Below are 25,918 nucleotides of genomic sequence, written 5' to 3'. Positions count from 1 at the left end.
TCCTTGGATATTACTACCAGAGGGACAAATCAATTTTATTGAAAATGAGTTTGCTGTCTGGTTTCTATGATTACAATACATAAAATGATTTAATTATAAACAAATATAAATTAGATTTGAAAAGAAGGTGTGAATGTTGGCACAAACCAAAAAGAGATCAACAGCAAAGAAAAAAACATCGAATACTAGAAAAAAATCAACAAACAATAAAAAGAAACAGGGCGAAAGTCCTTTAAGATATATTATAGCAATTGTAGTTTTTATCGCTATCATTCTTGGTATTTTCCAATTAGGTATTATAGGTACAATGATAGATAGTTTCTTTAATTATTTGTTTGGTACAAGTAGATATCTGACATATATATTAATATTAATTGCTACAGTATTTATCACTTACTACAAGGCGTTGCCCAAAACGCGTCGGACAACAGGTGCATTTGTTTTGCAAATAGCCTTATTACTTGTTACGCAAGTAGTGTATTATTTTAGCCATAAAGCGCAATCACTTAGAGAGCCAGTTTTGTCTTATGTTTATAATGCTTATAAACAAACTATATTTCCTAATTTTGGCGGGGGCTTACTAGGACATTATTTATTAACGTTGCTTGTACCATTGATTTCTATTGTTGGAGTTATGATAGTTACTTTATTATTAATGGTTTCTAGTTTTATTTTATTAACAAAAAATAGACATAGAGACGTATCTAAAGTGGCATTTGAAAAAATGAAAGTTAAAAGTCAAGATGCTTCTGAACAGCTTAAAGAGCGCCGTAAAGAAAATAAAATTAAAAAAGATGCTAAAGCACGTATTAAAGCTGAGAAAAAAGCAGAAAAACAAGCTGAGCAAGAAAAACAGATGCAAGCACAAAATACTGTGAAAGATGTGAGTGATTTACCTGAAATCAGTAATGCTACGTCTGAACAACAAGTCATTCCGATATATGGGCATAGTGATAATGAAAATGAGTCTACACAACAAGACCAAGCACAAAAAAATAAGAGCATAAAGCGTGTGTACGACCAAGATAATCACGTGGCTCAAAAGCCTATTGATCATCAAAGTCAAAACGTAACCAAGCCATCATCAATTGAATCAGATCAAGAAGAATCACAGCTTGACGAAGACGCTTCAAACTCTATATCTGAAGCAGGGGAAGTTGAAAATGAAGCCTATAAGATTCCACCATTAACTTTGTTAAAACAACCAGCTAAACAAAAAACAACATCTAAAGCAGAAGTACAAAAGAAAGGTCAACTGCTAGAGAATACTTTGAAAAACTTTGGTGTAGATGCTAAAGTCACACAAATCAAAATAGGTCCTGCAGTTACGCAATACGAAATACAACCTGCACAAGGGGTTAAAGTGAGTAAAATTGTCAATTTGCACAGCGATATTGCTTTAGCTTTAGCTGCCAAAGACATACGTATAGAAGCTCCAATTCCAGGTCGTTCTGCGGTAGGGATTGAAGTTCCAAATGATAAGATATCGCTTGTCTCACTTAAAGAAGTTTTAGATGAAAAATTCCCTGCTTCTAATAAATTAGAGGTAGGGTTAGGTAGAGATATTTCAGGAGATCCTATTACAGTTGAGCTAAATAAAATGCCCCATTTACTTGTAGCAGGTTCTACAGGAAGCGGGAAATCCGTTTGTATTAATGGTATCATCACAAGCATTCTGTTGAATGCTAAACCACACGAGGTTAAACTTATGTTAATTGATCCAAAAATGGTGGAATTAAACATATATAATGGCATTCCTCACTTACTCATACCGGTTGTGACTAACCCTCATAAAGCTTCACAAGCTTTAGAAAAAATAGTAGCAGAAATGGAAAGACGGTATGACTTATTTCAGCATTCTTCTACAAGAAATATTGAAGGTTATAACGAAGCGATTAGAAAACAAAATGAAGAATTAGATGAAAAACAATCTGAACTACCTTATATTGTAGTCATAGTAGATGAATTAGCTGATTTGATGATGGTTGCAGGTAAAGAAGTGGAAAATGCAATACAACGTATTACTCAAATGGCACGTGCTGCAGGAATTCATTTGATTATTGCAACACAACGCCCGTCGGTAGATGTGATTACCGGTCTGATCAAAAATAACATACCATCGAGAATCGCATTTGCTGTAAGTTCTCAAACGGATTCCAGAACAATTATTGATAGTGGCGGTGCAGATAAATTACTTGGTAAAGGTGATATGTTATATGTGGCTAATGGCGGTTCGACAAGAACACGTGTCCAAGGCGCATTTTTAAGTGACCAAGAAGTTCAAGATATCGTGAATTATGTCGTAGAGCAGCAAAAAGCAAATTATGTGAAAGAAATGGAGCCAGATGCGCCAGTTGAAAAGTCTGAAATGAAGAGTGAAGATGCACTGTACGATGAAGCATATTTATTTGTAATCGAACAACAAAAAGCAAGTACATCGTTACTACAAAGACAATTTAGAATAGGTTACAATCGTGCTTCAAGATTGATGGATGATTTAGAACATAATCAAATTATTGGACCACAAAAAGGGAGTAAACCTAGACAAATACTTGTGGATTTAGATAGTGATGAGGTGTAAATATGGAATTAACTTCTGTTTATAAAGTAAAAGAATGGATGATTCAAGAAATAAATTCTGGCGCATTAAAACCAGGTGATCATTTGCCGAGCAACCTATATATAGCAAGAAAGTTAAATGTGAAAACAGACGATGTATATGACGCAGTCGACGAACTTATTACCGAACAAGTATTATCAAATAATTTAGAAGAAGGGGCTAGTGTTAAACCGCTACACCCATTCTTCTACCCATTAGATGAGTTAGTAAGTATTAGCAAGATGATTGAAAATCAAGGATATCGTGCTAGTACAGAATATCTTAATTTAGACGAAAAGCCAGCTACATCTTTAGATGCAAAAAGGTTAAATGTACCTGACAAAGCACAAGTCACAATCATTGAACGCGTTAGAATGGCTGACCGAATGCCAGTTGTTTATTGTTTAGATAAACTGCCTGCGACAGATTTAACATGTGCGCAATATCAAAATAGTGATGAATCTTTATTAAATGCAATTGAATTTTACGCTTCTAAAAAAGTAGCATATGCGGAAACAGAAATTGAAGCTATTAGTTATGAACCACATATTTCAGATGTTTTAGACGCCTCACCACATGAGGGACTTATGCTCTTGAAATTAATTCACTACGATATGGATGATCAACCAATACTTTATTCTTTTAATTATTTCAAAAGTAGTTTAGTAAAGTTTAAAACGGTTAGAAATAGTATATAATAATAAAATTATGAAAGCGGGGTATGAGAATTTGAACATAAATCAAAAGCAAAACGATTTGCATATTAAAGTACTACCAACTACTAAATTCAAAACAACGACGATTACATTGAAATTTATGGCGCCATTAGATAGCAAAACAATGACAGCACGCTCTATACTAAGTAAGTTATTAGTGCGTGCTACCCAACAATGGCCAACAGATAAGGCTTTTAATCGTCACCTCTCAGAATTATATGGCGCATATGTTAATAGCTTTGTCTCAAAATTCAAAGATAAACATGTAATCACTATTACATTAGAGTTAGTCAACGAGCGTTATCTTTCAGATCAAACGCCATTATTTGAAAAGGGATTAAATTTGTTAAAAGAAATTGTTTGGAATCCGTTAATTTCTAACCAAAGTTTTGATAATAATTTTGTTGCTCAAGAAAAAGCGTTGCTAACTAAAAAATTAGAAGCAATGATAGATAATAAGTCTCAAATATCTTTTTTAAATCTTTTAAAGCTTATGTTTAACGAGCAACCTTATCGCCATCTTGCATCAGGGCAAGTAGAATACATAGCAGATATAACACCTGAAACTTTATACGATACATACCAATCTATGTTACTTAATGATTATTGTGCTGTTTATGTTGTTGGTAACGTAGAAGAACAAAAAGTAAAATCACAAATTAAATCTTATTTCGATATCAAACCTTTCCAATTCAAATTATCACATGCGACGCCTGTGCCACAAAGGGATAAAGTGCCGCAAGAAATTGTTGAGACAGATGAAGTAGACCAAGCTAAATTAAATATGGGGTTTAAACTACCAGTACAATTTGGCGACAGACAGTATTTTGCTAGTGTTGTGTTTAATACAATGTTTGGCGGCGACCCATCTTCCGTATTATTTAATGAAGTACGTGAAAAGCAAAGTTTAGCTTATTCTATACATTCACAAATTGACGCAAAAAACGGGTTTATGTTTGTACTTAGTGGCGTTTCTATTGATAAATACGAGGTGGCTAAAGACACAATTATTGCTGAATTTGAAAAATTTCAACGAGGGCAATTTAACGAAGAGAAACTTGAACTTGCTAAAAAGGTCATTGTGTCACAACGTCAAGAATCGTACGACAGACCTAAACGTATGATTGAAATATTGAATAATAATATTTTACTAGAAAATGATTTGTCAGAATCAGATTATATTAAACGTATTCAAAATGTTACTAAAGCAGAAATTATAGATTTAACAAAACATATAGAGTTAAATACAATCTATGTGTTAACGAAAGGAGGTAATGATTAATGCAAAGTACATATTATGAACAAATCGATGAAACAGTCTACGAAGCTGAGTTAAATAATGGCTTGAAAATGTTTATTATACCTAAAAAAGATTTCCAGAAAACATTTGTTACTTATACCACCCAATTTGGGTCGTTAGATCGCAAATTTAAGCCACATGAAAGCGATGATTATGTTACAGTCCCAGATGGTGTGGCGCACTTCTTAGAACATAAATTATTTGAAAATGAAGAAGAAGACTTGTTTACAGCTTTTGCCGAAGACAATGCCCAAGTGAATGCTTTTACTAGTTTTGACCGCACAAGTTACTTATTTAGCGCGACAGATCATATTGAAAGTAATATTAAACGTTTACTAACAATGGTTGAAACCCCATACTTTACAAAAGACACAGTAGACAAAGAAAAAGGTATTATTGCTGAAGAAATTAAAATGTATCAAGAACAACCTGGTTATAAACTAATGTTTAATACTTTAAAAGCAATGTATGATTCACATCCGATTAGAACTGATATTGCTGGCAGTGTAGAAAGCATTTACGAGATAACTAAAGAAGATTTGTATTTATGTTATGAAACATTTTATCATCCTTCTAATATGGTTTTATTTGTGGTAGGTGATGTTGATGTGGAACATATTTATAATGTTGTTGTAGATCACGAAGCGCAGAGAGATAAAATAAATCAGCCTCAAATAGTAAGGGATCCTTTAATAGAACAAGATAATGTGAATGAAACAGCAGTATCTGAAACGATGAAATTGCAATCACCTAGAATCATGCTTGGTTTTAAAAACAAGCCGTTATTGGATGTGCCTGACGAACTGTTTGTTAAAAAAGATTTAGAAATGAGCTTATTCTTTGAAATGCTCTTTGGTGAAGAAACTGATTTTTATCAATCTTTACTTAATGACGAATTGATTGACGAAACATTCGGTTATCAATTCTTACTAGAACCCACATACAGTTTTTCGTTAATCACCAGCGCAACCCAATATCCTGATAAATTAAAAGCATTATTATTGCATGAATTAGAAGAGAAACAAGGCAAATTAACAGATGAAGAAGCATTTAATTTATTGAAAAAGCAGTTTATTGGTGAGTTTATATCCGGTTTGAATTCTCCTGAATATATTGCTAATCAATATACTAAACTTTATTTTGAAGGCGTTAGTTTATTTGATTTATTAGATATCGTCGAAAGTATTACATTAGAAAGCGTAAATGAAACTTCTAAATTATGCTTAAATTTATCTCAAGTTGTAGATAGTCGTTTGGAGATGAAATAAATAATGAAAGCATTAGTCATAGGTGGGTCCGGATCGATAGGGTCTGCGATTGTTAATCGTTTATTAGAGGATGGTTATGAGGTTATTGTGCATTATAACGCTGCAAATATTGAACAACTGAAATTCCAATTTGAATATAGCCCAGTACAATTTGTACAATGTGATTTACGTCAAGTAGTTAACTTTGACAGCTATTTCAATTTTATTAAAAACTTAGATTGTCTTATATATGCAAGTGGGACTGCGCTTTACGGCCAATTACAAGAGATGACAGATACAATGATTGACGAACATTATCAAATACACGTTCGACAATTTATTAGGATTTGTAGATACTTTATAGATCAATTAAGACAAAGTCACAATGGTAGAATTATAGTTATTTCCTCCATATGGGGAGAGACAGGTGCAAGCATGGAAACAATATATTCAGCGATGAAAGCGGCTCAAATCGGTTTTGTAAAAGCGTTAAGCCAAGAGTTATCGATGACTTCAATAACTGTGAATGCGGTTGCGCCTGGTTTTGTAAGTGGTAATATGCTTAAAGTTTGGGGAGAAGACGAACTTGAAACGTTAACTCAAGATTTACCTCAACAAAGATTTATCCAACCTGAAGAGGTAGCACATACATGTAGTTACCTTTGTAATCCATTAGCTAAAAGCGTTACTGGCACTGTACAAAAAGTGAATGGTGCTTGGTATTTATAAATTTAAATATAATAGAAAAAATAAACCACCTATGAAACATTCAATGATATAATATTAATATCATACATTAAATGTAATAAACTTGATTGATATTAATTTAAACCAATCGCTGTTATTTATAAACTAAGGGGTGCGTATTCCATGACAGTTGCTACAAAAAAAGAATGGTATCTAGAATATGAAATAACAATGAACAGAGCTGGTTTATTAGGTGATGTTTCTAGTTTGCTAGGTATGATGGGTATCAGTATTGTTACGATTAATGGCATAGATGAAGGCCGTAGAGGTTTATTAATTAAATCTGATAATCTGGAAAAGGTTAGCAGGTTTGAAAATATTGTTACTGAAATTGATGATATCTCTATTACTAAATTACGTAAGCCTGAATTGAGAGACCGTTTAGCAGTACGACATGGTAGATACATAGAACAAGATGCTGATGATAAAAAAACGTTTCGTTTTGAAAGAGAAGATTTAGGTTTATTAGTAGATTTTATGGCAGAACTATTTAAGGAAAAGGGGCATAAATTAATAGGTATAAGAGGTATGCCTAGAGTTGGTAAAACAGAATCCATTGTTGCAGGTAGTGTTTGTGCGCACAAACGTTGGCTGTTTATTAGTTCCACTTTAATTAAACAAACAGTCCGTAGCTCGTTGATAAAAGGGGAATATGACTCTGATCATGTATATATCATTGATGGTGCAGTCACAGGAAGAGAATCTAACCAAAAACATCAAGAGTTAGTTAAAGAAGTGATGAGTTTACCGGCAATTAAAGTAGTAGAACACCCGGATTTATTTGTAGAAACTAGTGATTATGAAATGAGCGATTTTGATTATATTATTGAATTAAGAGAAAACAAAAATCAAGAAATCCATTATGAAGAAATGAAAAAACAAACTGTAAAAAGTAAAAACAACCTTGATTTCGGAGATGATGTTTTTGGCGGTGGTTTTGGATTTTTTGAATAGTGATGGATAATACTGAGGAGGACTAACATCGTGAGTTTAGTTGGTCAAACTTTAAAAGGGCGTCGTGAAAGACTAGGTATGACGTTAACTGAATTAGAAAATCGAACAGAAATAAAGCGCCAAACATTAACATTAATTGAAAATAATGATTTTGATTCACTTAAAAATGCAGATTATGCTGAAGGATTCATACGAAAATATGCAAAAGCTGTGAATATTGATTCGGAACAGCTTATTCATGCACACAGAGATGAAATTCCCAATCATGACAATAATTTAAAACAAACGATGGAAGCTTTTTCTTCTGGTAATCAGCCGACGTATCGTAGTAAAAATAAAGAACCCTTACAATTAGCAGTTATTATAAGTCTTGTTATTATTATTACTGCGATACTATGGATATTAGCAGTATTATTTTTGTAAAAACAGCAGCGCAGTATTAAGTTATATATAGAAATGAGGACACTACATATGAATATACCGAATTGGATAACTGTTTTTAGAGTTATATTAATTCCAGTATTTCTATTATTTGCGTTATTAGATTTTGGTTTTGGTAACGTGACATTTGTTGGCGGATATGAAATAAGAATTGAATTGTTAATTAGTGGTATTATCTTTATCATTGCGTCATTAAGTGACTTTGCAGATGGTTATTTAGCAAGAAAGTGGCAGCTTGTTACAAATATGGGAAAATTTTTAGACCCCTTAGCAGATAAGTTATTAGTCTCAAGCGCACTTATTGCGCTTGTAGAAATAGGCTTAACAAATTCATGGGTAGCTATTATCATTATTGCCCGCGAATTTGCAGTAACAGGTTTACGATTGTTACAAATTGAACAAGGATTTGTAAGTGCAGCTGGGCAATTAGGTAAAATAAAAACAGCTGTTACAATGGTAGCGCTTGTTTGGATTTTGCTAGGTGATCCACTAGCCACTTGGATTGGCTTCCCTATAGGACAAGTGCTGTTATACATTGGTGTGCTCTTCACTATCCTTTCTGGGATTGAATATTTTTATAAAGGTAGAGATGTATTTAAAGCCAAATAAAGTAATTTAAATTGTAAAATGAATTTTAACTGGAAAGTGTCTTTATCAACACATTTCCAGTTTTTTGATGCTGAAAATGCTTGTTATTCTAAAAATATAAACAAAAGCGAAAGCATTGATGTATATAAAAACGAAATCTTAGGTTTTGAACTAATTTAGATTTATAATTAATATAAAGGGTTAAAAAGCGTATTGAAGAAAAGGTTACTTGCTATCGAGGAGGCAAAATTGTGAACATATCAATTATAGCAGTTGGGTCTGAATTACTACTCGGCCAAATTGCAAATACAAATGGCCAGTATTTATCAAAAAAATTAAACGATATCGGTCATAATGTCATCGAACACACCGTGGTTGGGGATAATTCAGAAAGATTAAAAAAGGCTGTGCAAGCAGCTTTAAATCAATATGATGCTGTTATTCTTACGGGAGGGTTAGGCCCAACAAAAGATGATTTAACAAAACATACTGTGGCTGAAATATTAGATAGAAAGTTAATTACTGATGCAAAATCACTTGAATATATAGAACAATATTTCCAAGAACAAAATATTGAAATGACGCCTAACAATAAACAACAAGCATTAGTGATAGATGGAGCTCAAGTGCTAGATAATAAAGTGGGTATGGCGCCAGGGATGCTTATTGAACAAAATGATAAACGCATCGCTTTATTACCTGGCCCACCTAAAGAAATGCAACCGATGGCTAAAAATGAATTACTACCTCACTTCTTAAACGGAGAAAGTACTATTTTCTCAGAGTTATTACGTTTTGCAGGTATAGGTGAATCTAAAGTTGAAACCATATTAATCGATTTAATTGATAAACAAACTAATCCCACAATTGCGCCATTAGCAGGAACACATGAGGTGAATATTCGATTAACAGCGAACGGTGATACAAAACAAGCATGTGAGAAACGCATCGCTCAAGTCAAACAAGAAATATTGTCACGTATCGGTAAATATTATTATGGCTCAGATGATATTACATTAGAAGCATCATTTATGGATAATATGACGCAATCGTTTGCCATATACGATGGAGTGACAGATGGGATATTGTATTCTAGAATGAAGGATTATGATGAATCTAACAAACTAGTAGGTATGTTGCCGCATCACGAACAGTTTGTTAATACTACTGAAGATATTGGGCATCAACTTTCAATTACAGCGGGGATAGTCAAATCATTGTATGACGTTGAAACAGGCATTTCAGTTATCCAAAAAAATGGCACAGTATATTTAGGTATTTTAGAAAAAGAGCATATTGCGATTGAGTCGTTTAAAATGCCTCAAAAAAGGAATTTAATTAAAAATAGGACTCAAAATCATGTGTTAATAAGATTATTGAATTATTTTAAACAATAAAATGTGAAAATGAAAACTTTGAATTTTAGTACGTATGTTCTCTATTTAAGAGAATGCGTACTATAATAAGCGAACAAATATTCGCAAAATACTTGCGGAAAGATTAAAATCAATGTATAGTATGGTTAAGATATTTTACAGAGATAAATCTCATTTAGGAGGTCCAGCGTTTTGGATAATGATCGTCAAAAAGCTTTAGATACAGTAATTAAAAATATGGAAAAATCATTTGGTAAAGGTGCAGTAATGAAACTTGGTGATAACGAAGCACGTAAAGTTTCAAGTGTATCAAGTGGTTCAGTAACTCTAGATAATGCGCTCGGCGTGGGTGGCTACCCTAAAGGTAGAATAATTGAAATTTACGGTCCAGAAAGTTCTGGTAAAACTACTGTAGCTTTACACGCAATCGCCGAAGTACAAAAAAATGGTGGTATTGCAGCATTTATTGATGCGGAACACGCGTTAGACCCAGTTTATGCAGAAGCATTAGGTGTCGACATAAAAAACTTATATTTATCTCAACCAGATCACGGTGAACAAGGTTTAGAAATTGCAGAAGCATTTGTTAGAAGTGGCGCAGTAGATATTGTGGTTGTTGACTCCGTAGCAGCTTTAACACCAAAAGCCGAAATTGAAGGTGAAATGGGAGATACGCATGTTGGTTTGCAAGCACGTTTAATGTCACAAGCGCTTCGTAAATTATCCGGTGCCATCTCTAAATCAAATACAACAGCCGTATTTATCAATCAAATCCGTGAAAAAGTCGGTGTTATGTTTGGTAATCCAGAAACGACGCCAGGCGGACGTGCATTGAAATTCTATAGTTCAGTGCGTTTAGAAGTACGTCGTGCTGAACAACTAAAACAAGGGCAAGAAATTGTTGGTAATAGAACAAAAATTAAAGTAGTTAAAAATAAAGTCGCACCCCCATTTAGAGTGGCAGAAGTAGACATGATGTACGGTAAAGGTATCTCTAAAGAAGGAGAGCTAATCGATCTTGGCGTTGAAAATGAAATTGTGAATAAATCTGGCGCTTGGTACTCATATAATGGTGAACGTATGGGACAAGGTAAAGAAAATGTTAAACTTTATTTAAAAGAAAATCCTAAAATCAAAGAGGAAATTGATCAAAAATTACGCGAAACATTAGGTATTTTTGATGGAGATGTAGAAGAAAAAGAGCAAGAAGAAACACAAGGTACTCTGCTTGATGAAAAAGAAGAGTAAATTATATTTAAAATTTTAAATATAATAAATTTTCTTGATAAAATAAGCGTGTATATTTAAATATACGCTTATTTTTTATGATTATATATAGCTTTGAAAAAAATTAAATAAAAAAATTTACGATATAAAAATGAGATGAAATAAGTAACAGCAATAACTAAAACAAGTTTAGTGTTTAGGGACTTATTCAAATATTGAATTAATGTAGTTGCACACCTTGACACTTCTTAGTTTAAGACCGTACAATTACATTGTATGATTCTTATATAACTTCATATAATCATATTGAATTAAATTTGATATACAGAGCAAAATCCTAGAAAAAAAGGGGGTGTTTGTGTGAATTTATTAAACCTCCTACTCATTTTGCTAGGTATTATTCTCGGAGTTGTTGTAGGGTACGTTGTTGCCCGAAAAGTATTGCATCAAAAGCAATTACAAGCAAGACAAACTGCAGAAGATATTATCGAACAAGGTAATAAAGAAGCAGAGAATGTTAAGAAGGAAAAGCTCCTTGAAGCTAAAGAAGAGAATCAAATCTTAAAAGAACAAAGTGAAAATGAGCTTCGTGAAAGACGTGGTGATCTTCAAAAGCAAGAAGCACGACTTCTTCAAAAAGAAGAAAACTTAGAGCGAAAATCTGATCTACTAGATAAAAAAGATGAGATTTTAGAGCAAAAAGAGTCTAAACTTGAAGAACGACAACAACAAGTAGATGCAAAAGAGAGTAGTGTTCAGTCATTAATAAATAAGCATGAACAAGAGTTAGAACGCATCTCTGGTCTCTCTCAAGAAGAAGCCGCTAATGAGCAACTTCAAAGAGTTGAGGAAGAATTGTCACATGATATTGCAATACTTGTTAAGGAAAAAGAGAAAGAAGCAAAAGAAACAGTCGATAAAAATGCAAAAGAACTATTAGCAACTACTGTTCAAAGATTAGCTGCAGAACATACTTCAGAATCTACAGTATCTGTTGTTAATTTACCAAATGACGAAATGAAAGGTCGAATCATTGGTAGAGAAGGAAGAAACATTAGAACGCTAGAAACGTTAACTGGTATTGATTTAATCATAGACGATACACCAGAAGCAGTCATTCTCTCAGGTTTTGACCCAATTAGACGCGAAATTGCAAGAACTGCATTAGTAAATCTTGTTTCAGATGGACGTATCCATCCTGGAAGAATTGAAGATATGGTTGAAAAAGCTCGAAAAGAAGTAGACGACATTATTAGAGATGCTGGTGAACAAGCCACATTTGAAATTAACGTACACAACATGCATCCAGATTTAGTTAAAATCTTAGGTCGCTTACAATATCGTACAAGCTATGGACAAAATGTACTGAAACATTCTATAGAAGTTGCTCACTTAAGTGGTATGTTAGCAGCTGAATTAGGAGAAGATGTTACATTAGCTAAACGTGCTGGTTTACTTCATGACGTTGGTAAAGCTATCGATCATGAAGTTGAAGGAAGCCATGTTGAAATTGGTGTAGAATTAGCTAAAAAATATGCTGAAAATGATACAGTCATTAATGCTATACATTCTCACCATGGAGATGTAGAACCAACTTCTATTATTTCTATCTTGGTCGCTGCGGCAGATGCATTGTCGGCTGCAAGACCAGGTGCTCGTAAAGAAACATTAGAGAATTATATTAGAAGATTAGAAAGACTAGAAACACTTTCTGAAAGCTATGAAGGTGTTGAAAAAGCGTTCGCAATCCAAGCAGGTAGAGAAATTCGAGTTATTGTATCGCCTGATACTATCGACGACTTAAAGTCACATCGCTTAGCAAGAGATATTAAGAGCCAAATTGAAGATGAACTTCAATATCCTGGACATATAAAAGTGACAGTTGTTCGTGAGACTAGAGCAATTGAATACGCAAAATAATGGATGATTAACTTAACCAAGTTAGTCATTGACTGTCAGCAGAGTTATATCGCTTTGTTGGCAGTTTTTTAATTTAATTGTTCTCCGTAACACAATAACATCAAAAAAATAAAGATATCATAAAAAAATTGAGGGGATCAATTCCCGTATTCAAAATAAAATACGCCTTCATTTTGAATGAAGGTGTATTTCTGTATTTAAAATTCTACGATTTTGAACATATATTCTCATTTGGGGCACTTTTCAACCCTTTAGTCTTTCGCCCATGCTATTTTTCCTGAAGTGCTACTTCTTAATTTATTAAGTGAGTAGCATAACAGCATTTGTGTGTGAACTTGGCCCATTTATTTTATTATCATCTTTACTGAGGCGGGACAACTAAAAATATAGTGTGCCCCACGGCACTTCCTCTTTAATCTAAAAATCAGTAAAAATTCAATTTTCAAAATGAATTTCTACTGATTTTTAGCATATTTATGACCTAAGTGTTTTCATTTAAAATAATATAATTATTTTAGTTCTAGATCTGCGTTATTTACTTCTTTAATTACTTCAGCGGTGTCGTAACAATTAGTGGAAATATTTGCGTAGCGTTCGGCGAGTCTATACGCATTGATATATAATTCTAAACTTTCTTTTGCGATATCTTCTGGTTTTTCGCTATTGGCAGGGTTAGCTGAAACAACTAAATCAGCAAAATGCTGTGGATCAATATTGATTGACATATCTTACTTACAACTCCTAATTTTTTTGAAATGATACTTAACTACTATCATTATTACCACTAACGAACCTTTTAAAACAAATGAATTTTTATAAATATTTTTGAAAGCACCTTTTCATCACTCATAAATTCAATTAAACTAGCATTAAGAGAGGATGACACGTAAATGAGAATATTATTTATTGGTGATATTGTTGGTAAAATAGGTAGAGAGGCTATTACTAATTATTTACCCAAACTAAAGCAAACATACCGTCCTACCGTTACAATTGTAAACGCAGAAAATGCTGCACATGGCAAAGGTTTGACTGAAAAATTATATAAGTCATTATTAAGAGAAGGCGTTGATTTTATAACTATGGGTAACCACACTTATGGACAACGTCAAATTTATGATTTTATAGAAAATGCTAATCGTATGGTGCGTCCTGCCAATTTTCCGGACGAAGCGCCAGGTGTTGGCATGCGTTTTATTCAAATTAATGAAATTAAATTAGCGATTATAAATTTACAGGGTCGGGCATTTATGCAAGATATTGATGACCCTTTTAAAAAGGCGGATGCATTGATAGCTGAAGCGCAAAAAGAAACTGATTATATATTTGTTGATTTTCATGCAGAAACAACTTCAGAGAAAAATGCAATGGGGTGGTATCTAGATCATAGAGTCAGTGCGGTCGTTGGTACGCATACACATATCCAAACGTCAGATGAAAGAATTTTACCTGGGGGAACAGGGTATATCACAGATGTTGGCATGACAGGTTATTATGATGGCATTCTCGGTATTAATCGTGATGAAGTCATCACGCGCTTTATTACCAGTTTACCTCAACGGCATGTAGTGCCTGATGAAGGACGTAGTGTCTTGTCTGGTGTGATTATAGATTTGAATAAAGAAGGCAAAACAACGCACATAGAACGTATTCTTATTAATGACGATCACCCATTTTAAAATAATCGTCCATTAGTATGAATTTTTAAATAAACCGCGCTTTTCGTAGTAAAAGGGTGGTTTTTTTTGGTATGATGAAATATGAATTATTATAACCACTAGGAGGCTAGATGATATGAAAGCTCAAGTATCATGGAAAGTGGGCGGTCAACAAGGTGAAGGCATCGAATCCACTGGAGAAATCTTCGCCACTGCTATGAACCGTAAAGGATATTATTTATACGGATACCGTCATTTTTCAAGTAGAATCAAAGGCGGACATACTAATAATAAAATTAGAGTATCTACATCACCTGTACACGCGATTAGTGATGATTTAGATATATTAATAGCATTTGACCAAGAAACGATTGAATTAAATCATCATGAAATGCGCGAAGATAGTGTTATTATTGCTGATAGTAAGGCTAAACCAGAAAAGCCAGAAGACTGTCGTGCGCAACTTGTTGATTTACCTTTTACGGCAACTGCAAAAGAATTAGGTACTACTTTGATGAAAAATATGGTTGCTGTAGGCGCGACTTGTGCATTAATGAATTTAGATATTCGCGCGTTTGAAATACTAGTCACAAATATGTTTAATAAAAAAGGCGACAAAGTCGTTGAGATGAATATAGAAGCGTTGAATGAAGGTCACCGCTTAATGACAGAACAATTAAATGAAGTTAAAGGCGATTTCGTATTAGAAGAAACAAATCATTCACCACATCTTTACATGATTGGTAATGATGCAATTGGATTAGGGGCATTATCAGCAGGTTCAAGATTTATGGCTGCTTATCCAATTACACCTGCCTCTGAAATTATGGAATATATGATTGCAAACTTACCTAAAGTAGGCGGCACAGTCGTACAAACTGAAGATGAAATTGCTGCTGCAAATATGGCCATTGGCTCTAACTATGCTGGCGTGCGTGCTTTTACTGCAAGTGCTGGTCCGGGGCTTTCTCTAATGATGGAAGCGATTGGACTGTCTGGTATGACAGAAACGCCATTTGTAATTATCAATACACAAAGAGGTGGCCCATCTACAGGATTACCAACTAAACAAGAACAATCAGATCTTATGCAAATGATTTATGGCACACACGGTGATATACCTAAAATTGTTGTAGCACCTACAGATGCTGAAGATGCATTTTATCTAACAATAGAAGCTTTCAACCTTGCTGAAATATATCAATGTCCAGTTATTGTATTAAGCGATTTACAATTGTCATTAGGTAAACAAACAGTAGATGCTTTAGATTATAACCAAATTGAAATAAATCGTGGCGAAACCATTCAGTCCGATATAGAACGCGACGAAGATGACAAAACATACTTTAAGCGTTATGCATTAACTGAGAGCGGGATATCGCCAAGACCACTACCTGGTGTCAAAGGTGGCATTCATCATGTTACGGGCGTCGAACATAACGAAGAAGGCAAGACAAGCGAAGCAGCAGAGAATAGACAACAACAAATGGAAAAACGGATGCGCAAAACAGAACATTTGTTAATAAACGATCCAGTAGAAAGCGACGCGCCGCATGAATCAGCAGATATTCTTTATCTAGGCTTTATTTCAACTAAAGGTGCGATACAAGAAGGTAAGGAAAGATTAGAACAACAAGGTTTAAATGTAAACCATTTACAAATTAGACAATTACATCCTTTCCCAAGCAAAACAATACAAGCAGCAGTTGATAAAGCTTCCAAAGTGATAGTGGTTGAGCATAATTATCAAGGACAACTTTCTAATATATTAAAAATGAATGTGAATGTTGGGAACAAATTAGTTAATCAAACTAAATATGACGGTACGCCGTTCTTACCAAAAGAAATTGAAACTAAAGGATTAGAAATTGCTAAAAATTTGAAGGAGTTGGTATAAGTGGCAACATTTAAAGATTTTAGAAATAACGTGAAGCCCAATTGGTGCCCTGGTTGTGGGGATTTCTCTGTTCAAGCAGCCATTCAAAAGGCAGCTGCCAATGTGGGTTTAGAGCCTGAAGAAGTTGCTATTATAACAGGCATCGGTTGTTCAGGTCGCTTGTCTGGCTATGTTAATTCTTACGGCGTACATGGCATTCACGGTCGCTCATTACCATTAGCTCAAGGTGTGAAAATGGCCAATAAAGATCTAACTGTTATCGCGTCTGGTGGCGATGGGGATGGCTATGCCATAGGTATGGGTCATACGATTCACGCCTTACGTAGAAATATGAATATGACGTATATTGTCATGGATAATCAAATTTATGGTTTAACTAAAGGCCAAACATCTCCTTCATCCGCACAAGGATTTGTCACTAAATCAACACCAAAAGGTAATATTGAGAAAAACGTTGCGCCATTAGAACTTGCTTTGTCTTCAGGTGCAACGTTTGTAGCACAAGGATTTTCTAGTGATATTAAAGGATTGACTAAAATGTTAGAAGATGCGATTAACCATGACGGCTTTTCGTTTGTTAACGTCTTTTCACCATGCGTAACATATAATAAAGTAAATACTTATGATTGGTTTAAAGAAAATCTTACTAGTATTGAAGATTTAGAAGATTACGATATGACAGATAAAAATAAAGTCACTCAAAAAGTGCTTGAATATGATTCATTACTTAAAGGGATTGTATACCAAGATACAGAAACACCTTCATATGAATCACAAATAGAAGTGATAGAAGGTACAGCATTAGCTAAAAAAGACATACATCTTGATGAGAACCAGTTTAAGGAATTAACAAAACAATTTGTTTAAATCGGAGAAAATAAGCGCCATGATTAGAGTTGAAACAGATAAATAAATAATAATATGTATATGTAAGCTGATTACTTACGTTAATGGATTAAGAAGTTTTCCAATATCGTATAGGATCAGCTTTTTTAATGAAATTAATTTATATAATAGTAAAGTTTATAGTATCATATGAGTTAAGTAGCGTTAGATATTTTGGAGGGAACGACATGATAGACCAATTTAATTCAATGAGTGAATTATTGTCTCATACAATTGAAGGTATAGATTGGGAAATTAGTACAAGACAAATGAAACATCCAGTCATAATAACTGCAGTCCATGGCGGCGCTATTGAACGTGGTACTACTGAAATTGCTCAATCTATTAGCGAAAAAGGGAACTATAGTTTTTACACATTTAAAGGCGTACGAAAAAATAAAAATAATAAACTTCATGTCACGTCTAGGCATTTTGATGAACCTAAACTGTTGGAAATGATTAAAAATCATCGATACACTATCTCTGTGCATGGTTGTGTGGGTGACACACCAGAAGTATATATTGGAGGGAAAGATAAAAGTTTAATAAAACACATTAAAAAGCGACTATCTGAAATCGACATTATTGTTAAAGATGCGCCAGCTCATATTTCTGGTATGCATGATGATAATTTTGTTAATTGTAACCAAAACAAAGCTGGCGTACAATTAGAACTTACAGCTAAGCTTAGAAAAAGTTTCTTTAAAAATAAGAAGTACAACCTTTATGATAGGGAAAATCGAGACAACTGGTCTTCAACCATGAGTGAATTTACTGAAGCAATTATTTTAGCCATGAATTTTTATCAACAAGGATTCAACTAAATTTTAACAGCTAATTTTAATGCACATCGTAAATAATTATTGCAAAAGACATCTTCATAAGATATTATAGACTTATAATATCTATAATAGGAAGTTGATCACTCATGAAATGTTCAAAAGCAACAGATTATGCATTACATGCATTATTATTTATGATAAAAAGTAATGGAGATTCAAAAAGAATTCCTGTCCAAGATTTAGCTTCAGCATTAAAAGTGTCTACTACTTATTTATCTAAAATATTAACACGTCTAGTAAAAGCGAATATTATTTCAGCCAATAGTGGTGCTAAGGGTGGCTACCAACTGAAAGAGGGTTGGCAAAACGTTTCAATTTATGAAATTATCGTAACAATAGATGGTAAACAAAGTTTGTTAGAAGATAGTTTTAGTCATGGCGATGGTTGCCCAATTAAAACAATAATGGACGAAGCCGAAAGTACTTTAATAAATAATCTAGAACGAAAAACTTTAAAGAACTTAGTGTAATACTAAGTTCTTATATTATTAGATATTTTGTAGATATTAAGAATCTATAAAAGGCTTAAAGGAGGAATGAAATGGATTATGAAGTAATCGTTATTGGTGGAGGACCAGCTGGTTTAAGCGCAGCATTAAACTTTGGTAGAGGTATGAAACGTACATTAGTGATAGATGAAGACAAACCACGGAATAGAGTGACTAATGAGTCGCACAGTTACTTAACACAGGATGGCATTTCACCAATTGAGTTTAAGCAAAAGGCTAAGCGAGATGTTGCCAAATATGAAGATGTGTCATTTTTAGAAGATAGTGTATTAGATATTCAGCAATGTGCAACAGGCTTTGAAGTTATTACGCAACGCCGTTCCTTTAAAGCAAAACAAGTATTAATTGCTACGGGATTAAGGGAAAAAGGACCTAATATCTCAGGCTTTAATGAGTTTTATGGGCAATCTATATTTTATTGTCCTTGGTGCGATGGTTATGAAATGCGCAATAGAACATTGGCCATTATTTATGCGGATGAAATGATGATTCATATGGTTAAACTGTTAAGCAATTTTTCAAAAAAACTGATCGTTTTTACAAATGGTGAAAATAACATTGCTTTAGAAGACAAAGTCATCCTTGATAAAAAAGGCATCGATTTATATACGGAACCTATTACTCAATTTATTGGAGATAATGGCGACTTAGACGCTATTAAGTTAGCTAATGAGAAAACCGTCAAAGTTGAGGGCGCATTTACTAAGATGGATTGGGATACACATTTCAGTTTTTTAGAAAACTTAAGTATAAAGCGTGATGAAAATGACAAAATTGAAATTTCACCTTTTGGAGAAACATCTGTTGAAGGTATATATATAGCTGGAGAAACAAAAGATAACTTTGCAGGCCAATTAATAGATGCTGCATCAAATGGCGGTATGGTTGCTAAAATGATGATGATGACACAAATAAATGAAGATTTTTAATGAATGTAGAGATAAATATAAAACAGTTTGGTAGTTAATATGTATACCTTTATCCTCTTATTTGATAAACTGAAATATAAACAAATGATTAAAAGGGGCTGAAGCGGTATGCATGATACTTTAATGAGTGTTCAAATTATTCCTAAAACTGCTAATGGTGCAGACGTTGTGCCTTACGTAGATGAAGCAATCAAAGTCATTGATGATTCTGGTCTATCCTATAGAGTTGGACCATTGGAAACAACAGTACAAGGCGAGATGAATGAATGTTTAATCTTAATTCAAAAATTAAACGAACGTATGGTTGAATTAGAAGTGCCAAGTACAATAAGTCAAGTTAAGTTTTACCATGTCCCTGAAGGTATTACGATTGAGACACTCACTGGGAAATATGACGAAATTTAAGAATATACAATACAAATTCAACCGATTCGACACACAAAAGCTGTTGAATCGGTTTTTATTTATTTATAAGACTTTTTGCACTTTAGAGTTAAATTTAATATAATGAAGTAATGATTATAGATAAAGTTATGGAACTTTGAACAACTCGGCTGCAATATACGGAAATAAGGCATATGTTTAGACGTTTGTTCATAGTTTTTATGATATAGAAAGGGTTTTGTTAGCGTGAATGAAGAACAAAGAAAGCGTACTTCTATAGATGTTTTAGCCGAACGCGATAAGAAGACAAAAGATTATAGTAAGTATTTTGAACATGTTTACCAACCACCAAGTTTAAAAGAAGCACGTAAACGTGGTAAAGAAGAAGTACACTATAATCGTGATTTCCAAATAGATGAAAAATACCGTAATATGGGGAAAGGTAAAACCTTTTTAATCAAAACATATGGTTGCCAAATGAATGCGCATGATACAGAAGTTATGGCAGGTATTTTGGGGGCTTTAGGTTATCAACCAACAGAGGAGATAAATGAAGCGGACGTTATTTTAATCAATACGTGTGCTATCCGAGAAAATGCAGAAAACAAAGTTTTTAGTGAAATAGGAAATTTAAAACATTTAAAAAAAGAGAAACCTGAGACAGTTATCGGTGTTTGTGGTTGTATGTCACAAGAAGAATCTGTAGTTAATAAAATATTAAAATCATATCAAAATGTAGATATGATTTTTGGTACACATAATATACACCGATTACCTGAAATTCTTGAAGAAGCTTATTTATCAAAAGCAATGGTTGTCGAAGTTTGGTCTAAAGAAGGCGATGTCATAGAAAATTTACCAAAAGTTAGAAAAGGTAATATTAAAGCTTGGGTAAATATCATGTATGGTTGTGACAAATTCTGTACATATTGTATCGTTCCATTTACTAGAGGGAAAGAACGTAGTAGAAGACCTGGAGATATTATTGACGAAGTCAGAGATTTGGCCCGCCAAGGATATCAAGAAATTACATTATTAGGTCAAAACGTAAACTCATACGGTAAAGATATCGATGATTTAACATATGGACTGGGTGATCTATTGGAAGATATTTCAAAAATTGATATACCAAGAGTTCGATTTACAACAAGTCACCCGTGGGACTTTACTGACCGCATGATCGAAGTTATCGCTAATGGTGGAAATATCGTGCCACATGTTCATTTACCAGTACAATCAGGAAATAATGCTGTACTTAAAATAATGGGTCGTAAATATACTAGAGAAAGCTATTTAGATTTAGTAGATAGAATAAAAACTAGAATACCTAACGTTGCGTTAACTACAGATATTATTGTCGGCTATCCAAATGAGACAGATGAGCAATTTGCAGAAACATTAACGCTATATGACGAAGTTGAGTTTGAACATGCATATACTTATATTTATTCACAAAGAGATGGTACACCAGCAGCTAAAATGAAAGATAACGTTCCTTTAGATGTGAAAAAAGAACGCTTACAACAATTAAATCAAAAAGTAGCTCAATATTCAGAACAAGCTATGAACCAATATGAAGGGCAAACTGTACAAGTGCTTTGTGAAGGTGCTAGTAAAAAAGATGACACTGTACTAGCAGGCTATACAAATAAAAATAAACTTGTTAATTTTAAAGCACCCAAAGATATGATTGGAAAAATTGTGGATGTCAAAATTGATGAAGCTAAACAATTTTCATTAAATGGCACATTTTTAAGTGTTAGTGACAAAGCAGTGGTGACACAATAATGTATGAAAAAGATGAAATATTAGCTGAAGCGGAGTTACTAAGCCAACGCATTAAGTCATTAGATACAGTAAAAGATTATCAAGCTATAGAACAACAAATCCATCACAATAAAAATATTGAAACGCGTATGAAAGATTTAAAAAGAACCCAAAAACAATCTGTTAACCTACAGAACTATGGCAAACATGAAGCATTACGCCAATCTGAAGGTAAGATTGAAGACATTGAGCAAGACGTCAATGTTATACCTATCGTAGAAGAATTTAGAGAATCACAATCTGAAGCAAATGAATTATTACAAATGATGATCAGCACGATGTCAAACCGTTTAAATCAGAATCAACAAGGCGAAGATTAATACGTAATCTGCTTGTAGAAAGGAAATGAACGCTATGAAGACTAGAAAATTAACATTAACTGCCATATTTATAGCTATTAATATAGTTCTAAGTAGTATTATAGTCATTCCATTAGGGCCCATAAAAGCAGCACCTATACAACATTTAATCAATGTTTTATGTGCAGTATTTGTTGGACCTTGGTTTGGTTTGGCACAGGCGTTTATATCGTCGATACTCCGAATGCTTTTCGGAACAGGTAGTTTCTTTGCATTTCCTGGTAGTATGGTTGGCGTATTATTAGCAAGTGGATTTTATTATTATCGAAAACATCTCTTTATGGCAGCGATTGGCGAGGTAATAGGGACAGGTATTATTGGCAGTATCATGTGTATACCGTTAGCGTGGATACTTGGCTTTACGGATTTTGCTGTTAAGCCACTCATGGTAGCATTTATCGCATCAAGTGTCATTGGTGCCATCATCAGTTATATCATATTGATGACTATGAAAAGAAAAGATATTTTAAAACGTTTCTTATAAATATGACGAGATTAAGTTTCATTACTTTGGACATATAAAAGTATTAATTATAATGCAATGTTGTAATTAAATACTTTTATATGACTATGAGGCTTAATCTCGTTTGTTTGTTATATCAAATTGATAATAGCTTAGAAACTTATATAACTTGTAAGCATAGGCGTAAAAGCTAAAGTTATGTTAAAATTTAAGAGTTAAATGAGCTGTAAAATGTTAATCATAATTGTGTTCCTACAAAAACGTAGCGTGTAAAAGATATAGAAATAAGCCATATAAAGTAATAAGCTTTTAAAATAACGTAATGACGAATCGTACATAAGAAATTGATAGTTTGCAATAAGTATAAATCAAAGTAAGAAACTAATAGAAGGATTGTGAAATATTAAATGACGAATCAAACTCCAATGATGCAACAATACTTAAAAATAAAGTCACAATATCAAGATTGTTTATTATTTTTTAGGTTAGGCGATTTTTATGAAATGTTTTATGAAGATGCCAAAGAAGCTTCAAGAGTACTTGAAATAACTTTAACAAAACGTGATGCTAAAAAAGAAAATCCGATTCCTATGTGTGGGGTGCCGTATCATTCTGCAGATGGTTATATTGAAACATTAATCAATAATGGATATAAAGTTGCTATTTGTGAACAAATGGAAGACCCTAGACAAACTAAAGGTATGGTAAAGCGTGAAGTCGTAAGAATTGTTACACCAGGGACAGTCATGGATCAAGGCGGCGTTGACGAAAAACAGAACAATTATATTTTGAGCTTTGTCCAAATTAATGGAGTTTATGCGCTAAGTTATTGTGACGTATCCACTGGTGAATTAAAAGTTACATCATTTGATGATAATGCTACATTAATCAATGAAATTACAACAATTAATCCAAATGAAATAGTTGTAAACGCACCGATTAGTGAGGTATTAAAAAGACAAATTAGCTTAACAACAGAAACAATTACGGTTTTATCTGAAATATCTGATGCACAATATAACATTAATACAAATAATGACCTACCACTATTTAACGCTACGCAACTATTACTTGATTATGTTTTCCATACGCAAAAACGAGATTTATCCCATATTGAAAGCGTAGTTCAATATGAAGCTGTCGATTTTATGAAAATGGATTTTTATGCAAAGCGTAATTTAGAATTAACAGAAAGTATACGGCTTAAAAGTAAAAAAGGTACACTGTTATGGTTGATGGATGAAACTAAAACGCCAATGGGCGCTAGAAGATTAAAACAATGGATTGATAGACCATTAATTCACAAAAACCAAATTGAATCACGACTAGATACAGTGACACAGTTTATTGATTATTTTATAGAGAGAGATACCTTAAGAGAACATTTAAATCAAGTTTATGATATTGAACGTTTGGTTGGTCGTGTAAGTTATGGCAATGTAAATGCGAGAGATTTAATTCAACTTAAACATTCCATTTCTGAAATACCCAATATTAAACAGTTATTAGACAGCTTAGATACCAAAACGACAGCACAATTTAATGCATTAGAGCCTTTAGATGAATTACTAGCACTATTAGAAAACAGTCTCAAAGAAGAACCACCAATTTCTGTGAAAGAAGGTGGATTATTCAAGCAAGGATTTAACGAGACACTTGATGAATACTTGGAAGCATCTAAAAATGGTAAGTCTTGGTTAGCTGAACTACAGACTAAGGAGCGTCAACGAACAGGAATTAAATCGCTGAAAATTAGTTTTAATAAAGTCTTTGGATATTTTATTGAAATCACAAGAGCCAATTTACATGGCTTTGACCCTGCGGCATATGGTTATCATCGTAAACAGACATTATCAAATGCGGAGCGCTTTATTACTGATGAATTAAAAGAAAAAGAAGACATGATATTAGGCGCTGAAGATAAAGCAATAGAATTAGAATATCAACTGTTTGTCCAATTACGTGAACAAATCAAGACCTACACCGAACGTTTACAAAAACAAGCGAAAGTTATTTCTGAACTTGACTGTTTACAAAGTTTTGCTGAAATAGCACAAAAATACAATTATGCTAGACCTTCATTTAGTGAAAATAAAACGTTAGAATTGACAAATTCTAGACATCCAGTTGTAGAACGTGTAATGGACCACAATGATTATGTACCAAATGATTGTAAATTAGATCAAGACACCTTTATTTACTTAATTACTGGCCCTAACATGTCTGGTAAATCTACTTACATGAGACAAGTAGCTATCATAAGCATCATGGCACAGATGGGTGCTTATGTACCATGTGAATCAGCTACGCTACCAGTATTTGACCAAATATTTACGAGAATTGGTGCAGCCGATGACCTTGTTTCCGGTAAAAGTACATTTATGGTAGAGATGCTTGAAGCACAAAAGGCACTTGCAAATGCCACAGAAAATAGCTTGATTATCTTTGATGAAATCGGAAGAGGTACATCTACTTATGACGGCTTAGCGTTAGCACAAGCAATGATTGAGTATGTTGCACATACTTCACATGCTAAGACTTTGTTTTCAACGCATTATCATGAATTAACAGCGTTAGATCAGTCATTATCATGTTTAAAAAATGTACACGTGGCTGCAAATGAATATAAAGGTGAACTTATCTTCTTGCATAAAGTTAAAGATGGCGCTGTAGATGATAGTTATGGTATACAAGTAGCTAAATTAGCTGATTTACCTGACGAAGTGATTTCACGTGCGCAGGTTATTTTAGATGCTTTTGAAGAGAATAATACGCAAAAACAAGCGACGAATGAAGAAGTAAATCTCATTAAAAATGGGATAGATGCACAACCTCTAGAAGATGATTCAGTAGAAGAAAGTGCAATGACTTATAAAGAAAAAGTACAGGATGACACTCAATCTCAATTTGAACAAGCTGCATTTGATTTGTTTGAAACCCCTGTGAAACAAAGTGAAGTAGAAAGTGAAATTAAACAATTAAATTTATCAACTATGACGCCAATAGAAGCCCTAGTAAAACTAAGTGAATTGCAAAATCAGTTAAAGTAG

General features: G+C 33.4%; 23 protein-coding genes. 22 read left to right on the top strand and 1 reads right to left on the bottom strand.

Annotation, left to right across the window (positions count from 1 at the left end):
- Positions 1-133: 133 nt before the first annotated feature.
- From BJG89_RS08505 to rny, 11 genes are all read left to right on the top strand, one after another.
- Positions 134-2,581, top strand: a complete 2,448-nt coding sequence (locus BJG89_RS08505; RefSeq protein ID WP_371871913.1) for a DNA translocase FtsK — start codon at positions 134-136, stop codon at positions 2,579-2,581.
- A gap of 2 nt (positions 2,582-2,583) precedes the next feature.
- Positions 2,584-3,297, top strand: a complete 714-nt coding sequence (locus BJG89_RS08500; protein WP_096810050.1) for a GntR family transcriptional regulator — start codon at positions 2,584-2,586, stop codon at positions 3,295-3,297.
- Positions 3,298-3,307: 10 nt separating this feature from the next.
- Positions 3,308-4,597, top strand: coding sequence for an EF-P 5-aminopentanol modification-associated protein YfmF (yfmF, locus tag BJG89_RS08495; protein ID WP_096810048.1), 1,290 nt, complete (start codon positions 3,308-3,310; stop codon positions 4,595-4,597).
- Positions 4,597-5,883, top strand: a complete 1,287-nt coding sequence (gene yfmH / locus BJG89_RS08490; protein WP_096810046.1) for an EF-P 5-aminopentanol modification-associated protein YfmH — start codon at positions 4,597-4,599, stop codon at positions 5,881-5,883. The genes yfmF and yfmH overlap by 1 nt, the downstream gene beginning before the upstream one ends.
- A 3-nt stretch (positions 5,884-5,886) precedes the next feature.
- Positions 5,887-6,591: an elongation factor P 5-aminopentanone reductase gene (gene ymfI / locus BJG89_RS08485; RefSeq protein ID WP_096810044.1), complete on the top strand. Its 705-nt coding sequence runs from the start codon at positions 5,887-5,889 to the stop codon at positions 6,589-6,591.
- A gap of 141 nt (positions 6,592-6,732) precedes the next feature.
- A complete protein-coding gene (locus tag BJG89_RS08480; RefSeq protein ID WP_096810042.1) occupies positions 6,733-7,563 on the top strand; it encodes a DUF3388 domain-containing protein in 831 nt (276 codons plus the stop codon).
- A 30-nt stretch (positions 7,564-7,593) separates the two neighbouring features.
- On the top strand, positions 7,594-7,986 hold the full coding sequence (locus tag BJG89_RS08475; RefSeq protein ID WP_096810040.1) for a helix-turn-helix domain-containing protein: 393 nt from the start codon (positions 7,594-7,596) through the stop codon (positions 7,984-7,986).
- Positions 7,987-8,034: 48 nt separating this feature from the next.
- Entirely contained in the window at positions 8,035-8,613 is a 579-nt protein-coding gene (gene pgsA / locus BJG89_RS08470) for a CDP-diacylglycerol--glycerol-3-phosphate 3-phosphatidyltransferase (protein WP_096810038.1), read from the top strand.
- A gap of 230 nt (positions 8,614-8,843) precedes the next feature.
- On the top strand, positions 8,844-9,989 hold the full coding sequence (locus tag BJG89_RS08465) for a CinA family nicotinamide mononucleotide deamidase-related protein (protein ID WP_096810036.1): 1,146 nt from the start codon (positions 8,844-8,846) through the stop codon (positions 9,987-9,989).
- Positions 9,990-10,160: 171 nt separating this feature from the next.
- Positions 10,161-11,216 (top strand): recombinase RecA, encoded by a 1,056-nt coding sequence (gene recA / locus BJG89_RS08460; protein WP_096810034.1) that lies wholly within the window; start codon positions 10,161-10,163, stop codon positions 11,214-11,216.
- A 339-nt stretch (positions 11,217-11,555) separates the two neighbouring features.
- Positions 11,556-13,115, top strand: a complete 1,560-nt coding sequence (gene rny, locus BJG89_RS08455) for a ribonuclease Y (RefSeq protein WP_096810032.1) — start codon at positions 11,556-11,558, stop codon at positions 13,113-13,115.
- 509 nt (positions 13,116-13,624) lie between these two features.
- Here the strand turns inward: rny and BJG89_RS08450 are convergent.
- Positions 13,625-13,840, bottom strand: coding sequence for a hypothetical protein (locus BJG89_RS08450; RefSeq protein WP_096810030.1), 216 nt, complete (start codon positions 13,838-13,840; stop codon positions 13,625-13,627).
- 165 nt (positions 13,841-14,005) lie between these two features.
- Here BJG89_RS08450 and BJG89_RS08445 point away from each other — a divergent pair, with 165 nt between their 5' ends.
- From BJG89_RS08445 to mutS, 11 genes are all read left to right on the top strand, one after another.
- Positions 14,006-14,794, top strand: a complete 789-nt coding sequence (locus tag BJG89_RS08445; RefSeq protein ID WP_096810028.1) for a TIGR00282 family metallophosphoesterase — start codon at positions 14,006-14,008, stop codon at positions 14,792-14,794.
- Positions 14,795-14,909: 115 nt separating this feature from the next.
- A complete protein-coding gene (locus BJG89_RS08440) occupies positions 14,910-16,670 on the top strand; it encodes a 2-oxoacid:acceptor oxidoreductase subunit alpha (RefSeq protein WP_096810027.1) in 1,761 nt (586 codons plus the stop codon).
- Positions 16,671-17,537, top strand: coding sequence for a 2-oxoacid:ferredoxin oxidoreductase subunit beta (locus BJG89_RS08435; protein ID WP_096810025.1), 867 nt, complete (start codon positions 16,671-16,673; stop codon positions 17,535-17,537).
- 206 nt (positions 17,538-17,743) lie between these two features.
- Entirely contained in the window at positions 17,744-18,379 is a 636-nt protein-coding gene (locus BJG89_RS08430; RefSeq protein ID WP_096810023.1) for a poly-gamma-glutamate hydrolase family protein, read from the top strand.
- Between the two features lie 104 nt (positions 18,380-18,483).
- Complete coding sequence (locus BJG89_RS08425; protein WP_096810020.1) at positions 18,484-18,867, top strand: RrF2 family transcriptional regulator; 384 nt, start codon at positions 18,484-18,486, stop codon at positions 18,865-18,867.
- 71 nt (positions 18,868-18,938) lie between these two features.
- On the top strand, positions 18,939-19,835 hold the full coding sequence (locus BJG89_RS08420; protein WP_096810018.1) for an NAD(P)/FAD-dependent oxidoreductase: 897 nt from the start codon (positions 18,939-18,941) through the stop codon (positions 19,833-19,835).
- A 108-nt stretch (positions 19,836-19,943) separates the two neighbouring features.
- Entirely contained in the window at positions 19,944-20,240 is a 297-nt protein-coding gene (locus tag BJG89_RS08415; RefSeq protein WP_096810016.1) for a thiamine-binding protein, read from the top strand.
- Between the two features lie 225 nt (positions 20,241-20,465).
- Positions 20,466-22,007, top strand: coding sequence for a tRNA (N6-isopentenyl adenosine(37)-C2)-methylthiotransferase MiaB (gene miaB, locus BJG89_RS08410; protein ID WP_096810014.1), 1,542 nt, complete (start codon positions 20,466-20,468; stop codon positions 22,005-22,007).
- Positions 22,007-22,366, top strand: a complete 360-nt coding sequence (locus tag BJG89_RS08405; RefSeq protein WP_096810012.1) for a YlbF/YmcA family competence regulator — start codon at positions 22,007-22,009, stop codon at positions 22,364-22,366. The genes miaB and BJG89_RS08405 overlap by 1 nt, the downstream gene beginning before the upstream one ends.
- 34 nt (positions 22,367-22,400) lie before the next feature.
- Positions 22,401-22,889, top strand: coding sequence for an energy coupling factor transporter S component ThiW (gene thiW / locus BJG89_RS08400; RefSeq protein ID WP_096810010.1), 489 nt, complete (start codon positions 22,401-22,403; stop codon positions 22,887-22,889).
- A 386-nt stretch (positions 22,890-23,275) separates the two neighbouring features.
- Positions 23,276-25,918 carry a DNA mismatch repair protein MutS gene (mutS, locus tag BJG89_RS08395; protein WP_096810008.1) on the top strand — a complete coding sequence of 881 codons (2,643 nt, stop codon included), beginning with the start codon at positions 23,276-23,278 and terminating at the stop codon, positions 25,916-25,918.

The organism is Staphylococcus nepalensis (assembly GCF_002442935.1).
In the GTDB taxonomy this organism is placed as follows: Bacteria; Bacillota; Bacilli; order Staphylococcales; family Staphylococcaceae; genus Staphylococcus; species Staphylococcus nepalensis.
Note: the sequence above shows the minus strand (reverse complement) of the source record. Positions and strands in the feature narration are given on the sequence as shown.

Excerpts from the sequence above, each read along its gene's own strand:
- BJG89_RS08440 (WP_096810027.1), top strand. The coding sequence starts at position 14,910 with ATGAAAGCTCAAGTATCATGGAAAGTGGGCGGTCAACAAGGTGAAGGC.
- BJG89_RS08405 (WP_096810012.1), top strand. The coding sequence starts at position 22,007 with ATGTATGAAAAAGATGAAATATTAGCTGAAGCGGAGTTACTAAGCCAA.
- BJG89_RS08480 (WP_096810042.1), top strand. The coding sequence starts at position 6,733 with ATGACAGTTGCTACAAAAAAAGAATGGTATCTAGAATATGAAATAACA.
- yfmH (WP_096810046.1), top strand. The coding sequence starts at position 4,597 with ATGCAAAGTACATATTATGAACAAATCGATGAAACAGTCTACGAAGCT.
- BJG89_RS08415 (WP_096810016.1), top strand. The coding sequence starts at position 19,944 with ATGCATGATACTTTAATGAGTGTTCAAATTATTCCTAAAACTGCTAAT.
- BJG89_RS08450 (WP_096810030.1), bottom strand. The coding sequence starts at position 13,840 with ATGTCAATCAATATTGATCCACAGCATTTTGCTGATTTAGTTGTTTCA.
- mutS (WP_096810008.1), top strand. The coding sequence starts at position 23,276 with ATGACGAATCAAACTCCAATGATGCAACAATACTTAAAAATAAAGTCA.
- thiW (WP_096810010.1), top strand. The coding sequence starts at position 22,401 with ATGAAGACTAGAAAATTAACATTAACTGCCATATTTATAGCTATTAAT.
- BJG89_RS08420 (WP_096810018.1), top strand. The coding sequence starts at position 18,939 with ATGGATTATGAAGTAATCGTTATTGGTGGAGGACCAGCTGGTTTAAGC.
- yfmF (WP_096810048.1), top strand. The coding sequence starts at position 3,308 with ATGAAAGCGGGGTATGAGAATTTGAACATAAATCAAAAGCAAAACGAT.
- BJG89_RS08505 (WP_371871913.1), top strand. The coding sequence starts at position 134 with ATGTTGGCACAAACCAAAAAGAGATCAACAGCAAAGAAAAAAACATCG.
- ymfI (WP_096810044.1), top strand. The coding sequence starts at position 5,887 with ATGAAAGCATTAGTCATAGGTGGGTCCGGATCGATAGGGTCTGCGATT.
- BJG89_RS08430 (WP_096810023.1), top strand. The coding sequence starts at position 17,744 with ATGATAGACCAATTTAATTCAATGAGTGAATTATTGTCTCATACAATT.
- BJG89_RS08425 (WP_096810020.1), top strand. The coding sequence starts at position 18,484 with ATGAAATGTTCAAAAGCAACAGATTATGCATTACATGCATTATTATTT.
- BJG89_RS08445 (WP_096810028.1), top strand. The coding sequence starts at position 14,006 with ATGAGAATATTATTTATTGGTGATATTGTTGGTAAAATAGGTAGAGAG.
- pgsA (WP_096810038.1), top strand. The coding sequence starts at position 8,035 with ATGAATATACCGAATTGGATAACTGTTTTTAGAGTTATATTAATTCCA.
- BJG89_RS08500 (WP_096810050.1), top strand. The coding sequence starts at position 2,584 with ATGGAATTAACTTCTGTTTATAAAGTAAAAGAATGGATGATTCAAGAA.